Raw genomic sequence first — 14045 nt, 5'->3', positions numbered from 1 at the left:
CGTGCGACTCGCTCGCATCGCCGACGACCGGTTCGCTGAGTGGATGCGTCGAGCCAGCGCTGCCTACATCGAAGCGCGCGTGCGCGCCGGCGAGACGCACGAGATGGCCCGCGCGAAGGCCGACGCCGACTGGGAGGCACTCTTCCCGGGCGGCCAGCCACAGGCCCAGCACCACGTCATGGACATCGTCGAGGACGAGGCGCCCGCAGGCTGGATCTGGGTGGGTCCAGCGAACCCGGGTGCGGGAGTCGATTGGTGGCTGTGGGACATCTTCGTCAAGCAGGATCGGCGCGGGCGGGGCCTCGCAGCCGCCGCAATCCACCAGGCCGAGGAACTGGCGCGCGAGCACGGGGTCACCTCGATAGGCCTGAATGTCTTCGGCTACAACGACACTGCCCGCGAACTCTACGCCCGGCTGGGGTACGCGACCGTCGCAACCCAGATGAAGAAGCTGCTGTAGTCGGTGGCGTGTCGCCTTCTTCTAGGCTCCCCCACCTCGCTTGGTTCGCCGACCTCGCCCGCCCCGCCCGACTGACCGAACCCCACCCGACGACACCGCAGAATGGAGCGGTGACTGAGCCAGCCGATTTCATCGACTCCCGGCTCGAGTTCGAGGGCGACTACTACCGCGCAGAGGCCGAACGCGTCCGGCTCGGCATCGACCTCCGCTTCTATGGCGCGTCTGTCGGGGCCGTTCGCGGCACGGTCCGCGACTCCCTGCTGCGCTACCCGGCACTCACCCGCGATGACATCACCGCACTGTCGACCGAACTGTGGAGCGAGCCGGTCTTCGAGCGACGGCTGGCCGCGGTCGTGCTGCTGCAGACGCGCGTGCAGCAGCTCGACAATTCCGACCTGACCCGCATCGAGGGCTTCATCCGTGCCGCCCGCCATCGTGCACTGGTCGACCCGCTGGCGACCGACGTGGTCGGCCCGCTGACCGAGCAGCTCGATGGGAGTCGCCTCGACAGGGCGCAGACCGCACTGCTGCGGTGGGCGGGTGACCCCGACGAGTGGGTGCGGCGTGCCGCCCTGCTTGCGCCCCTGCGCGGGTTGCGTTCCAGCGGGTCAGGGTCGGCAGAAGATCGAGTGGATGCCGCAGCGCGACGCCTGCGCGCGGCGAGCGCCGTGGCATCCAATGACCGCGGGGTTGCCCTCGAGGCAGCAGACCGCCTGCGAGCCGCGCTGGGCTGAGGTGACTGCCTTCCGGCCGCCCTCATGTGAGGATGACTCCGTGACCTCGGACAACGCCCCATCGACCGGCACTCCCTACTGGCGCGCACGCACCAATCCCGAGTACCGCGCTGCCGTGCGCGCGGCATACACCGGCCACACCGATCTCGACGATGCGCTGTGGTGGTACTCGGCGCCGACGGAGCCCACCCCCGGCGGAATCCCGTCGCCCCTTCTGCACCTGCGCGAACTCGAGTACGCGGTGTACTCCGTGCCGGAGACGTCGGAACAGTGGAACGAGAAGACTGCGGCCCTGCTCGCCCTGCATCAGCGCATCGATGTCGAGCGGACGGCGATCACGAGCGCGGTTGCCGCCGCCGAGGCCGCCGAGGCTGCCGAGGCCGCCGCCGCTGCAGCCGCTGCAGCCACTGCCGTTCAGTCCACTGGAAGCCGCGGGCCGGCCCCGACGGAGGAGTCGGAGACCGAAGCGCCGAAAGCTCGAGGCGATGGCGCCGAACCCGCAACACATCAGACTGGTGACCACCCGGCAGGGGCGGCGAAGCGACGCACGCGATGGCGGCGAGCGCTGGTCGCGCTGGCGATTGCGCTAGCCTTCGCCGCGGGTTTCGCGAGTGCGGAGTTCAGTATGCCCCTGGCCGCTCCCGTGCCATTCGACGACGCCGAGCGGGAGGTCGTCGCCCTCGAGATCTTCGACGAGCCGCAGGACGACGAAGACCGCGCCGGCATCGTCAGCTACGCGGCCGCCATCGACCCCGAGACCGTTCGGGCGTACGAGCTCGTCGAGGGGCCCGACCTGTACGTGGCCCGCGATGAACTGAACCGAGTCTGCCTCTCGGTCAGCCGCGATCCCAGCGAGATCACCTTCCAGTGCACTTCGGAGGGGATGTTCGCGACCACGGGACTCGCGGTCCACGACGAATTCGTCGAAGACGGCGAGTTCAGCGCGTTGACGTACTTCTGGGATCCACGAGGTGGCCTGTCGATTACCTCGTCCGTCGGCTGAACCGCCGCCCACGGGGTTCGTCTCTCATGCCGCTGCCCCGCGCCCCGTGGCATCCACCCCTCACCAACCCCTAGAGCAGCCGCTTCTCCCCCGGCCGCACCACGCGCCACCACTGGTAGCCGTACCCGCCGAGGTCGACGGAGAGTTGCGCGTCGGCCAGCGGGCGCGGGGCGGGGTCATCGGAGAGCATGTCGACGACGAGCCAGTCGTCTCCCGCACCGTCGATGGCGAGGGTGAAGCTGCGGCCGTCCGGCGCGAAGTTGTGCGCGGCGACGAACAGGCCGAGCTCGCTCTCGATGGAGTGCGCGAGCACCGAGGTGTGCGGCTGGTCGAGCACCGCGAACGTGCCCCACCCGATCTCGGGGGCACCCCGGTAGGCCGTGGTCAGCCGCTTGATGAACGACAGCAGCGACGTCGGGTCGTGGCGCTGCTGCGAGACGTTCACGTGCTCGGGCGAGTTACCTCCGCTCACGACGACGGGAACCAGGGCTTCCGCCGCCGCGTTCGAGAATCCGCCGTTCGCGTCTGGCGACCACTGCATCGCGGTGCGCACCGCCGCGCGACTGCGGGTGATGCTCGGCTCCTCGCCCATGCCGATCTCCTCGCCGTAGTACAGCACCGGCGACCCCGGCAGCGAGAACAGCAGGCTGTAGACCATGCGGATGTGGCGCGGATCCCCGTCGAGCATCGGCGGCAGCCGGCGCACGATGCCGCGGCCGTGGATGCGCTGGCCCTCCTCGGGCGCGAACGCCTCGAACACCTCGGCGCGTTCGCTCTCGCTGAGCTGGTCGAGCGTGAGCTCGTCGTGGTTGCGCACGAAATTGCCCCACTGGTTGCCGCGGGCGAGCGCCGGACGGGCCAGCAGCGCCTCGGTCAGCGGAGCCGCGTCGCCCCGGGCCAGCGCCAGGTAGAGCCGCTGGTTCGCGACGAAGTCGAACTGCATCGTCAGCTCGTCGCCGTCGGCATCCCCGAAGAACTTGAGCTGCTCGTCGTATGGCAGGTTCACTTCGCCGAGCAGAACGCCGGTTCCGTTTCGCCGCGACACGAAACGGCGGATCGCCCGCAGGTACTCGTGCTCCGCGCCATCCTCCGTGTCGATCAGGTAGGGCACGGCATCGACGCGGAATCCGTCGATACCCAGCTGCAGCCAGAACCCGATGACCTTCGCGATCTCGTCACGAACGACCTGCGTGTCGGTGGCGAGGTCGGGCTGGTGCCGGTAGAACGTGTGTCGGTAGTACTGGCCGGCGACGTCGTCCCAGAACCACACGCCGTCTTCGACATCGGGAAACAGGTTCTGCGGCTGCTCGGCCGGCTCGTCGTCGCGCCACTGGTAGAACTCGCGGAACCGGCTCGTGCGGTCGTTGCGAGCAGCCTGAAACCATGGATGCTGGTCGCTCGTGTGATTCACGACGAGGTCGACGATGACCCGCATGCCCCGGTCCTTTGCCGTGCGCACCAGTTCGATGAAGTCACCGAAGTGGCCGTAGCGGGAATCCACGCCGTAGTAGTCGGAGATGTCGTAGCCGTTGTCGCGCCGCGGCGACGTATAGAAGGGAGCGAGCCACAGGCAGGTGACGCCCAGTTCGGCGAGGTGGTCGAGGCGGTGCGCGACGCCCTGAAAGTCGCCGATGCCGTCGTCGTTCCAGTCGAGGAAGGTCTTGACGTCGAGGTTGTAGAAGATCGCGGTCTTCCACCACAGGTCGCTGGTGTCGGTCAGTCTCATGGGTGGCTCCTGTCGGCGTGCGGCGGGGGTCGTGGCTCGAGGCGACGCGTGCGTGGCTCGAGGTCGTGAAGACGTACCCCACGAGCGTACCGATCGGTGGTTGGGAGGGCGCTTGTGGCCGGGGTCGAGGCCGTGCTTCGGGTGGTCTCGGGTGATTTCTGGTGGTTTCTGGCGGTTTTCTCGCGCTTTCTGGCACCTCTCGAAGGCTTCTGGCGCTGGACTTCTCCTCCCCACGTTTTCTTTGCGCGACCTTTGCACAGCACCCCTCCGAAGGCGTGATTTCGGCCACGGTTTGTCGGTGGCCGGGTATGGCCTTGAGTCATGGAAAGACCAATGGATGCCTCGGCGCCAGGCACAGCCCAAGCAGGCGCCCCACCTCCCACCGCCGTTCCCGTCGACGTACCCCTCGAGGTCCGCGCCAAGATGGCCGACACCCGCGGCGACATCGTCGACGACATCGGTTCGATCACCGGTCTGATCGCCGCCGCCACCGCGCTGCGCGCCGAGATGATCGACCAGGCCCGGCAGTGGAGCGAGACGACCGAGCTCGCATCGATGCCCTCCCAGGGCTCTGGATCGACTCCTTCCGGTCCCATCTGGTCGGGGGTCGAGATCGCGCGACGCGAACTGGTGACTGAGCTCGCGTGCACGCTGCGCATGCCGGAGAGCACCGTCGAGAAACTGGTGAACGAGTCGCAGTACCTGTGCGAGCACCTGCCTGCGACGCTCAACAGCCTGCGGCTCGGGCGCATCAGCTACCGACACGCGCAGACCGTCATCGACCACGCCTCCTCCCTCCCCGACGACGCGGGCGGAGGGTTCGAAGAGCAGCTGGTGCCCGTCGCCGAGACGTCGACGGTTCCCCGCCTCGAGCGGGTCGCCCGCGCCCTGCGCGAGAGGCGTCATCCCGAGAGCATCGAGCGACGCCGCATGCGCGCCGCAGAAGACCGCTCAGTGCGGGTCGATCCGGGTCGCGACGGAATGGCGAGCATCGAGGCGCAGCTTCCCGCCGACACGGCGTTCGCGATCAGCGACCGGATCGGGCGCATCGCCGCCGGACTCAAGGCCGCGGGCGACACCCGCACACTCACGCAGTTGCGCGCCGATGTGTTCGCGGGCCTGCTGATCGACGGAGACACCTGCGAAGGCATGGGGCGCGGCATCCAGGCGACGGTGATCGTCACCGTTCCGGTGCTCACCCTTCTCGGGCACAGCGACGAGCCCGCCATCCTCGAGGGGTACGGACCCATCGACATCGAGACCGCGAAGCAGCTCGCCTCGAACGCACCGTCGCTGATCCGGGTGCTGACCCACCCCGAGACCGGCGCGGTGCTTTCGGTGGGTCGCGACCGTTACACGGTGCCGGCCGACCTCAGAACCTGGTTGCGGGTGCGTGACGAGACCTGCCGATTCCCCGGCTGTGGCCGCATGGCAACCGGATGCGACATCGACCACACCATCGACTGGCAGCACGGCGGACCGACCGCCCACGACAATCTCGCGTTCCTCTGCCGCAAGCACCACCTGACGAAGCACCACACTCGGTGGACCGTCAAGCAGAAGCCCGGCGCGACCCTCGAGTGGACCTCACCCCAGAACCGCACCTACACGACCGACGCCGCCACCCGTATCGAGCCGGTACCTCCCGAGCGCCGGTAGCTCAACCCAGCCGCACCTCGGCACCGGCGCCAGCCTGAGCACCAGCACCAGCACCAGCACCGGCGCCGGCACCAGCACCGGCGCCGGCCTCGGCACCAGCGTCCTTCGCGAGAGCGAACGTTCCGCTGAGCCCCGCGCTGGTCACGGCGTACTCCCCTGCGAACCCATCGACACGCACGCGGTCCTCGGCATCGGTGCGCAGGGTGCTCGGCGCATGCCACCACTCCCCCATGATGAGGTCGCGCAGCGCGCCATACGACGGCTTCTCGGTGCCATCGGCCCGCACGAGGCCGACCGGGGCGCCGAGCCATGCCTCGTGGTCGGTGATACCCCAGTAGTTGATGACCTCGACGGCCGGGTGGGAGACGAGCGAGCGGTAGTGGCGCACGATCTCGTCCGCCTGGCGCGCTTCGCCGTCGGGGGTCGACGGCCAGGAGTCCACGACGTAGTCGTTGAGGTCTTCGATGTGGGGCGGCATGATCTCGCCCGACAGCAGGGTGCTCTCGGTGAAGTGCAACGGCAATCCGAAGCGCGCGAACCGGTCCGCGATCTCGAGGATCTGCTGCTCTCCGCGGTAGCCCTGGTGCATGTGGGTCTGCAGCCCGATCGCGTCGACCTGGATCCCGGCCTCGAGCACCTGCTCGATGAGTAGCTCGTAGGCGGGCGACAGGTCGAAGTCGTTGATGAGCAGGGTCGCCGACGGATTCGCAGCGCGCGCCTCCTCGAAGGCGAGCCTGATCATCGGCAGCTGGCCGATCGACTGGGCGAGCTTGGTGATCCCGTTGTCGCCGTTCTCGAACACCGGCATGATCACGGCCTCGTTGATGGCATCCCAGACATCGACGACCCCGGCGAACGCGGCGACGTCACGACGCACCCGCTCGCGCTGCACCCGCTCGATCTCGTCCACGGGAAGTTCGAGGAGCCACGGTGCGGTCACGGTATGCCAGACCAGTGGATGACCCTTCACGGTGACACCACGATCGGCGAACCACTGCGCGGCTCGCATCATGCGCTCCGTGTCGGGCGCACCGCGCTCCGGCTCGAACCGGCCCCAGTAGAACGGCAGGGTGGCCTGGTTGAACACGCCCAGGAACTGCTCGCCGAGGCGCTCGAGGTCGACCGGGCCGTCATCGCCTTCCGGAAACGGTTCGGTATTGGCCAGCGGGATCAGGTCGAATCCGATGTTGCCGAATCCGAAGGCGTGGCTACGCTGCTCGACGACGACGTCGGTGTCGGCGGCCGGGCGGCCATCCGCTCCGATCACGGTCACCGTCCGCGACAGTCGCCGGTCGGCGAGACCCCGTTCGATGCGGTCGTTCACGGCACTGTCATCCACCGCACCGCCATTCGCAACATTGCCGTTTACGGCATTGCCGTTTACAACACTGCCGTCCACGGCACTGCCGTTTATCGCACTGCCATCCACGGCGCTCACCAGTCGCTCGGGGTCGTGCCGAGGGCGACGACGTCGGGTCGGGGGGCGGTGCTCTTCAGGTCGATGACCTGTCCGTCGCGTGACGATGCCATGACGGCATCCATGATCTCGAGAACATGGAAGGCGAGCTCGCCCGACGCCCGGTGCGGACGGTCGGTCTCGATCGCGTGCGCCATGTCGGCGAGGCCGACACCGCGACCAGCGTCCTGGTATCCCGCGGCGGCCGGGGCCTCGGTCCACTCTGGATTCTCGGTGGTCCAGATCTCGGTCGACTTCGAGAACCAGTTCGGGTCGGCGACCGAGATGGTGCCGTCGGTTCCGAAGACCTCGAACAGAGGAGCGCGGGTCGCCCATACCTCGAAGCTCACGAAGAGGGTGGAGGTGAGTCCGTTCGCGTGCACGAGCGTCGCGTTGATGTGGGTGTCGATCGATACATCGATGGTGTTGCCGGCGCGCGGGCCCTGCGCCACCGTGCGGGTGCGGTCCGATCGCGTGGCCGTTCCGAACACCCGCGCCACCGGGCCGAACAGGCTCACGAGGCTGGTGAGGTAGTACGGACCCATGTCGAACAGGGGGCCGCCACCCGGCTGGTAGTAGAACTCGGGGGCTGGATGCCACGCCTCGTGCCCCGGCGCGGACCAATGCGCCGCGGCTCCCACCGGCTCGCCGATGCGACCGGAATCGAGCAGTTCCCGCGCCGTCTGCACGCCGGTGCCCAGCACGGTGTCGGGGGCGGAGCCGACCCGCAGCCCTCGCTGCGTCGCGAGCTCCAGCATCCCGACCGCCTCATCGGGGGCGAGGGCGAGCGGCTTCTCGGCGTAGACGTGCTTGCCCGCTTCGAGGGCGCGCGTGCCGATCTCGACGTGCGCCGCGGGGATGGTGAGGTTCAGGATCGCGTCGATGCGCGGGTCGAGCAGGATCTCATCGACGGTGAGGGCTTCGACGCCCTGTTCGGCGGCGACGGCCTTCGCACGTGCGAGGTCGAGGTCGGCGACGGCGACGAGCTCGAGACCCGGCAGTTTCGGAAACTCGGCGAAGTACTGCTCGCTGATCTTCCCGACGCCGACGACTCCGATTTTCAGCGGGTTGCCCACAGCATTCCCCTTTCGATGATGGTGCGAACGGTCGGGTTCTCGAGGATCTCGAGGCGGTGGCCGGGGGTGCAGACGAAGATGCGGCCCTCGCCCCACTGCCGGGTCCAGATCGCGGGTGAAGTCACCGGTCGCTTCCACGGGTTCCACGGGTTGGCGGCGAGCGTCGTGGTCGCGAGCACATCGATGTAGTCGTCGTTCAGCACCCAGTACTGCTCGGTGACGAGGTCGAAGTCGTCGATGCCGCGGGTGATCTCGTGCTCGGCGGCGACCGGGAGCATGGTGATGGTGTGCGGGATGTAGTTGTCCGACTGCTCGCCCGTGCGCTCGTCGGGGTGCTTGCCAGGGTGCGTCGCGAACTGCCCCCCGACGAAGTGCATGTAATCCGACGAATTGCGGTACGAGTCGGCGATGCCCCCGTGCCACCCGGCGTAACCGGCTCCCCGCTCGACGGCACCGATGAGTCCTGCCAGCTGGTCGGCCTCGATCGAGTTCATGGTGTTGTTCTGCACGATGAGGTCGACCGTGGCCATGTAGTCGGCGTCGGCGTAGACGGCGGGTGATTCCTCGATCCGTACCTCGAAGCCACTGGCCTCGAGGAACGGCACCATGGCGTCGGTGGTCTCGATGGGCTGGTGGCCGTCCCAGCCTCCGCGAACGATGAGTGCCTGCTTCATTCTGTGACTCCTGTAGTGGTGACCGGTGCTCCCGTGGTGGAGCCCGGTGCTGGTTCTGGTGCCGTCCAGGCGCTGCCCGCGCCCGCGCTGGTCTCGATCGCGTCGAGTACCCGCTGGATCTGCAGGCCCTCCGAGAACGAAGGTTCGGCGGGGCGACCCTCGGCGATGCTGGTGAGGAAGTCCCGCACCTGGTGACTGAAGGCGTGCTCGTAGCCGATGGTGTGTCCGGTGGGCCACCATGCGGCCATGTACGGGTGCTCCGGTTCGGTGACGAGGATGCGGCGGAATCCGAGTTCCGTGGCCGGAAGGGTCGCATCGTAGAAGTCGAGCTCGTTCATGCGTTCCAGGTCGAAGGCGACAGAGCCGAGCGAGCCGTTGATCTCGACGCGGACGGCGTTCTTGCGTCCCGTCGCGAACCGCGTCGCCTCGAAGGTGGCGAGCGCGGCGGGCGCCGCGCCCGGGGCCTCGAGCCGCGCGGTGAACAGGGCGACGTCGTCGACCGTGACCGGGCCACGCTCGGTGGAGGCCGTGCCGCTCAGGCCGGAGCCCTCACCAAGCAGGGGTCGCTCGGTCACGAAGGTGTGGAGGATTCCGCTGACCTCGGCGACGGACTGTGCGGTGATGTACTGCACGAGGTCGATGGCGTGCGCTCCGATGTCGCCGAGCGAGCCCGATCCGGCGAGCTCCTTATTGAGGCGCCAGGTGAGCGGCGCCTCGGCATCGGCGAGCCAGTCCTGCAGGTACTGCGCGCGGGCCTGGCGCACCTCGCCGATGCGGCCGTCGGCGACCAGTTGGCGGGCGAAGGCCACGGCGGGAACCCGGCGGTAGCTGAAGCCGACCATGGAGCGGACGCCCCGGGCGTCGGCGTCGGCTGCGGCGGCCGTCATCCTCTCGGCGTCGGCCACGGAGTTGGCGAGGGGCTTCTCGCACATGACGTGCTTGCCGGCGGCGAGGGCCGCGAGCGCGATCTCGGCGTGGGTGTCGCCGGGCGTGCCGATGTCGACGATGTCGATGTCGTCGCTCTCGACGACGCGGCGCCAGTCGGTGTCGGTGTTGTCCCAGCCGAACTTGTCGGCCGCGGCGGCGACGCGCTCGGGGTCGCGCCCCACGAGGGTGTGCATCCTCGGCTCGATGGCGAGGTCGTAGAACCTCGGGGCGGTGCGCCATGCCTGCGAATGGGCGGCGCCCATGAATCCGTGGCCGATCATGGCGACGTTGAGTGTCGTGCGGGGGGCTGTCATCGGTGGCTCCTGCGTCATTGGGAAGGCTTCGAAACTGTTGCGACCGGCAGCCGAACTGTTCAATCGACGCTAACAGACGATGTGAGCGCTCACGCAAACGAAATCGCCACTCGGTTCGCCGAGATCTCGTTCACCGGGCGTCTTCGAGCGAAATGCGGAAACCCGACAAAAGTGCTGGAGTTTCCACAGATCCAGCTGAGGCCGCCCCGGCGTGATCCGAAAGCCGTATGCTCGAAACCTTTCGAAGGGGTCTCATGGCATCTCGCAGCAAGACCGGCACGTCCGGCACCACTGGCAGCACCGGCAGCAGCACCAGCACCGACGGCACCGGCCGCACGACCCTGTCCGGCGCGACCGACGACATCGACGCCGACCGCCGCGCCGCAGACCCCCGCGCCGCCGAGCCCGCGCCCACCGCCGACAGCGGCAGCGACATCCATTCGACGCACTCAACCACCCACCGCAACGCCCGCAGCGGCGCTCGGGGCACCCCCCGCATCACCCTCCGCCAGGTGGCGGAACGTGCCGGCGTCTCGCAGGCCACAGCGTCGAAGGTGCTGAATGGACGGAGCGACGTCTCCGATGCCACCCGCGACCGCGTACTGCGCATCATCGACGATGCCGGTTACCGCCGCACCGTGGCACGCCCCTCGGAACCCGGTCGTTCCCGCATCACCGCGGTGTTCGATTCCCTGACGTCGCAGTACTCGTCACTGATCCTGCAGGGCCTCGTGCTGGCCGCCGCAGAGAGCGACACCGACGTCGTCGTGCGCATCCTCCCCACCGGGTTCGCGAGCGCGACGCCGGCCGCGGCCAGGACCTGGGTGCAGGAGAACGCGTCGACCCGCGGACTCATCGCCGTCACGTCCGCGCTCCCCGCCGAAGTCGCCGTCACCGCCACGCGCATCGCCCTGCCGCTGGTGACCATCGACCCCGTCGATTCCAAGGACGACGAGGTGGTGAGCATCAGCTCCACCGACTGGACGGGCAGCCGTTCCGTCACCGAACACATCATCGAGCTGGGCCACCGCCGCATCGGCTGGGTCGGCGGTCCGGCTGGATCCACCCCGACCATCGACCGCCTGCGCGGATTCCGCTTCGCCCTCGAGGGCGCGGGGCTCCCCGACGACCGCGAGTTGCACCGCAACGGTCCCTACGGGTTCGAGGCCGGCGTGCAGCTCGGCGGCGAACTGCTCGACCTCGCAGAACCACCGACCGCGATCCTCTGCGGCAGCGACACGATCGCGTTCGGCGTGATGGAGGCCGCCCGCCGCCGCGGACTCGACCTGCCCACCGACCTCTCCGTCGCCGGCTTCGACGACATCCCGGAGGCGGAGTGGGCGAATCCCAAGCTCACGTCGGTGCGCGCCCCGCTGGTCGGCATGGGCCGCATGGCCGCCGAGACCGTCATCGCACTGGCCACCGGCAAGGAACCCGCGTCGCACCACATCGAGCTCGCGACGAGGCTCGTCGTGCGCGAGTCGACGGCAGCGCCGCGCTGACTGTCACCAGCTGAGAATCGCCCCGAAACTGACCGGTTCCTGCCAATGCTGGCGTGCCCCCGACCGCCGTCTTGACACCTACGACGACCCCGGGTTTGGTTGATTTCCGGCGTCCGACTCGACTCACGTTTCGGGCGTTGTCGTCGACACGATCGTGATCGACGCAGACGTCGCGGCCACCCCCAGAAGTACGGCCGCTCCCCAGGCAAGGACGCTCCATGGACATCAGCAGACGACAGATTCTGGGCCTCGCCGGTGCACTCGGCGGCGTCGCCGCACTGAGCGCCTGCGCGGGATTCTCCCGACCGGCCGGCCAGGCGTCGGGCAGCAACGAGCTGACCTTCACGACCTGGGGAACAGAGGCAGAACTCGGCGGCTTCGAGCGGGCAATCGCCGCGTTCGAGGAGGCGACCCCGGGCGCGACTGTGCGACTCAATGTCGTGCCGTACCAGCAGATGTTCGAGAACATCGACGCGCAACTGCAGTCGGGCACCGAGCCGGACATCTTCCGCGCGGTCTACACGAACCTGGGCACCTACGCGGGGCGTGACCAGCTGCTCGACCTCAGCCAGTACCTCGACTCCGACTTCGGCGACCAGTTCACCGACCCGCTGTGGGAGGCAGTTCAGTACGACGGCATCCCCTACGCGGTGCCGCACATCACCGACACTTCCACCATCCTCTTCAACAAGGAGGCGTTCGCGGCCGCCGGCATCACGTCGGTGCCCGACACGCTCGAGAGCGCGTGGACCTGGGAAGAGTTTGACGCCGTACTCGTCCAATTGCGTTCGCAGTTGCCGGAGGACCGCTATCCCCTGGCCTACAACTGGCAGTCCGCGAGCGTCACCCGGTGGTTCAGCTGGTTGTTCCAGGCCGGCGGCCGCTTCCTCGAAGAGGACCTCGTCACCCCGGCCGTCGATTCGGACGCGGGCCGCGCCGCCGTCGACTTCACCAAGAGCTTCTTCGAGCGAAACCTCGTCCCCCAGAACAACTCGGTCAAGTCCGCCACCTTCGCGAGCGAGACCTTCTTCTCGGAGACCGCCGCGATGGCGTTCGGCGGAACATTCCTGCTGCCGGATGCCGCCTCCCTCGCGCCCTTCGAGGTCGGCGCGACATTCCAGCCCCGCAACGCCCGGGGTGGCAGTGACCTCGGAGGCAACCCCCTCGTCGCCACCGCGAACACCTCGAAGCCGGAGCTCGCCGCCGAGTTCCTCGCCTTCCTCACCGGGCGCGAGACGCAGCTCGACTTCTGCACGGCCTCCAGCCTGCTGCCGACCCGCAAGGACCTCGTCGGCGAGGATCTCGAATTCGAGGCCCTCCCGGAGCTCGGGCGCTTCTTCGTGGGGCAGGCGTCGACGGTGCAGCCGGAGGACGCGGCGCAGTTCGCCTCGCCCTCGGTCGATGCGATCCGAACCGTGCTGAGCGACCAGCTCGAGCAGGCATTCATCGGCGGCCAAGGCACCGACGACACCATCCGCAATTTGTCCGACGGTATCGCTGCGGCGACTGCGCGGTGACGATGTCGACCCCGGGCGTCGAGACGGCGACCGACGCCACCGAGGCGCCCGACCCGTTGGAGCACCCGCAGCCACAGCGGGGTGGCCAGCGGTCGCCCGGCAGGCGGCGCGCTGGATTACGTCGAGCAGCCCTCGATGCGGCAGAGGGATACAGCTTTCTCGGGCCGAACCTCGTGCTGCTCGGCGTGTTCCTGTTCCTCCCGGTGGTGTGGGCGGGCTGGATCAGCCTGCAGGACACCAATGGCTTCGGCGACGGCGTGTTCGTCGCGCTCGACAACTACGGCCGGTTGCTGGCCGACCCGATCTTCTGGCAGTCGGCCGCGAACACGCTGCTGTTCACCGTGCTGGTCGTTCCGTTGAGCATGGCGCTCGGGCTGGGGCTAGCCGTTCTGATGAACTCGGTGATGCCAGCCCGTGGCATCTTCCGCACCATCATCGTGCTACCGATGGTCATCTCCGGGGTGGCCACCGCACTCATCGGCGTCCTCATCTTCGACCAGAACAACGGGATCGTGAACAAGATCATGCGCGCGACCGGACTCGGCGCGATCTCCTGGCAGTCGGAGGGCATCCCCGCCATGATGTCCGTCGTGCTCGTGAGCCTGTGGTGGCGGGTCGGCTTCAACATGATCATCTACCTCGCCGGGCTGCAGGCTGTCGAACCGGAGCTGTACGAGTCCGCACGCATCGACGGCGCAGGTGGCTGGAACCAGTTCCGCTACATCACGGTTCCCATGGTCGGCCCGTCGACGTTCTTCCTCCTGGTGATGAACGTCATCTACTCCTTCCAGGTCTTCGACATCGTCTTCGTGCTCACCGGCGGTGGCCCTGGCTACTCCACCTCGGTACTCGTCACCTACGCCTACGAGAACGGGTTCGTCACCCGCGACCAGGGCTACGCGGCCGCGATCGGCATCGTGCTGCTCGTGATGACCCTCATTTTCACCGCCCTGCAATGGCGGTTCAACCGGTCGCGCGACCAGGTCGGGTAGGAGAA

Annotated in this window: 12 protein-coding genes; 7 read left to right on the top strand and 5 right to left on the bottom strand. The window is 68.2% G+C overall.

Annotated elements, in window-relative coordinates:
• The first annotated feature begins 1 nt into the window (after position 1).
• The 3 genes from G5S38_RS00215 (at position 2) to G5S38_RS00205 (ending at position 2197) form a co-directional block, all read left to right on the top strand.
• Positions 2-460 carry a GNAT family N-acetyltransferase gene (locus G5S38_RS00215; RefSeq protein ID WP_165063180.1) on the top strand — a complete coding sequence of 153 codons (459 nt, stop codon included), beginning with the start codon at positions 2-4 and terminating at the stop codon, positions 458-460.
• Between the two features lie 110 nt (positions 461-570).
• Positions 571-1194, top strand: a complete 624-nt coding sequence (locus tag G5S38_RS00210; RefSeq protein ID WP_165063179.1) for a DNA alkylation repair protein — start codon at positions 571-573, stop codon at positions 1192-1194.
• Between the two features lie 40 nt (positions 1195-1234).
• Positions 1235-2197: a hypothetical protein gene (locus G5S38_RS00205; protein WP_165063178.1), complete on the top strand. Its 963-nt coding sequence runs from the start codon at positions 1235-1237 to the stop codon at positions 2195-2197.
• Between the two features lie 70 nt (positions 2198-2267).
• Here the strand turns inward: G5S38_RS00205 and G5S38_RS00200 are convergent, their stop codons facing one another.
• On the bottom strand, positions 2268-3923 hold the full coding sequence (locus tag G5S38_RS00200) for an alpha-amylase family protein (RefSeq protein WP_165063177.1): 1656 nt from the start codon (positions 3921-3923) through the stop codon (positions 2268-2270).
• Between the two features lie 321 nt (positions 3924-4244).
• On the opposite strand from G5S38_RS00200, the gene G5S38_RS00195 reads away from it, so the two are divergent.
• Positions 4245-5582 (top strand): HNH endonuclease signature motif containing protein, encoded by a 1338-nt coding sequence (locus tag G5S38_RS00195; protein ID WP_165063176.1) that lies wholly within the window; start codon positions 4245-4247, stop codon positions 5580-5582.
• Between the two features lies 1 nt (position 5583).
• Here the strand turns inward: G5S38_RS00195 and G5S38_RS00190 are convergent, their stop codons facing one another.
• The 4 genes from G5S38_RS00190 to G5S38_RS00175 all read right to left on the bottom strand — a co-directional run bounded on the left by G5S38_RS00190 (position 5584) and on the right by G5S38_RS00175 (position 10029).
• Entirely contained in the window at positions 5584-6921 is a 1338-nt protein-coding gene (locus G5S38_RS00190; protein ID WP_201276535.1) for an endo-1,4-beta-xylanase, read from the bottom strand.
• 95 nt (positions 6922-7016) lie between these two features.
• Complete coding sequence (locus tag G5S38_RS00185) at positions 7017-8114, bottom strand: Gfo/Idh/MocA family protein (protein ID WP_165063175.1); 1098 nt, start codon at positions 8112-8114, stop codon at positions 7017-7019.
• Positions 8099-8788, bottom strand: a complete 690-nt coding sequence (locus tag G5S38_RS00180) for a ThuA domain-containing protein (protein WP_165063174.1) — start codon at positions 8786-8788, stop codon at positions 8099-8101. The genes G5S38_RS00185 and G5S38_RS00180 overlap by 16 nt, the downstream gene beginning before the upstream one ends.
• Positions 8785-10029: a Gfo/Idh/MocA family protein gene (locus G5S38_RS00175; protein WP_235928818.1), complete on the bottom strand. Its 1245-nt coding sequence runs from the start codon at positions 10027-10029 to the stop codon at positions 8785-8787. The genes G5S38_RS00180 and G5S38_RS00175 overlap by 4 nt, the downstream gene beginning before the upstream one ends.
• Before the next feature lie 254 nt (positions 10030-10283).
• Here G5S38_RS00175 and G5S38_RS00170 point away from each other — a divergent pair, with 254 nt between their 5' ends.
• From G5S38_RS00170 to G5S38_RS00160, 3 genes are all read left to right on the top strand, one after another.
• Positions 10284-11531 (top strand): LacI family DNA-binding transcriptional regulator, encoded by a 1248-nt coding sequence (locus G5S38_RS00170; RefSeq protein WP_165063173.1) that lies wholly within the window; start codon positions 10284-10286, stop codon positions 11529-11531.
• A gap of 218 nt (positions 11532-11749) precedes the next feature.
• Positions 11750-13048: an ABC transporter substrate-binding protein gene (locus tag G5S38_RS00165; protein WP_165063172.1), complete on the top strand. Its 1299-nt coding sequence runs from the start codon at positions 11750-11752 to the stop codon at positions 13046-13048.
• 2 nt (positions 13049-13050) lie between these two features.
• The gene (locus G5S38_RS00160) at positions 13051-14040 is read left to right on the top strand and encodes a carbohydrate ABC transporter permease (protein WP_165063475.1); all 990 of its coding nucleotides are present in this window, start codon (positions 13051-13053) and stop codon (positions 14038-14040) included.
• Positions 14041-14045 lie beyond the last annotated feature (5 nt).

Source organism: Marisediminicola senii, from assembly GCF_011057645.1.
Taxonomy (GTDB): Bacteria; Actinomycetota; Actinomycetes; order Actinomycetales; family Microbacteriaceae; genus Marisediminicola; species Marisediminicola senii.
Note: the sequence above shows the minus strand (reverse complement) of the source record. Positions and strands in the feature narration are given on the sequence as shown.

Bases quoted from the DNA above. Each gene is read 5' to 3' on its own strand.
- G5S38_RS00200 (WP_165063177.1), bottom strand. From the start codon at position 3,923: ATGAGACTGACCGACACCAGCGACCTGTGGTGGAAGACCGCGATCTTC.
- G5S38_RS00165 (WP_165063172.1), top strand. From the start codon at position 11,750: ATGGACATCAGCAGACGACAGATTCTGGGCCTCGCCGGTGCACTCGGC.
- G5S38_RS00170 (WP_165063173.1), top strand. From the start codon at position 10,284: ATGGCATCTCGCAGCAAGACCGGCACGTCCGGCACCACTGGCAGCACC.
- G5S38_RS00180 (WP_165063174.1), bottom strand. From the start codon at position 8,788: ATGAAGCAGGCACTCATCGTTCGCGGAGGCTGGGACGGCCACCAGCCC.
- G5S38_RS00195 (WP_165063176.1), top strand. From the start codon at position 4,245: ATGGAAAGACCAATGGATGCCTCGGCGCCAGGCACAGCCCAAGCAGGC.
- G5S38_RS00160 (WP_165063475.1), top strand. From the start codon at position 13,051: ATGTCGACCCCGGGCGTCGAGACGGCGACCGACGCCACCGAGGCGCCC.
- G5S38_RS00175 (WP_235928818.1), bottom strand. From the start codon at position 10,029: ATGACAGCCCCCCGCACGACACTCAACGTCGCCATGATCGGCCACGGA.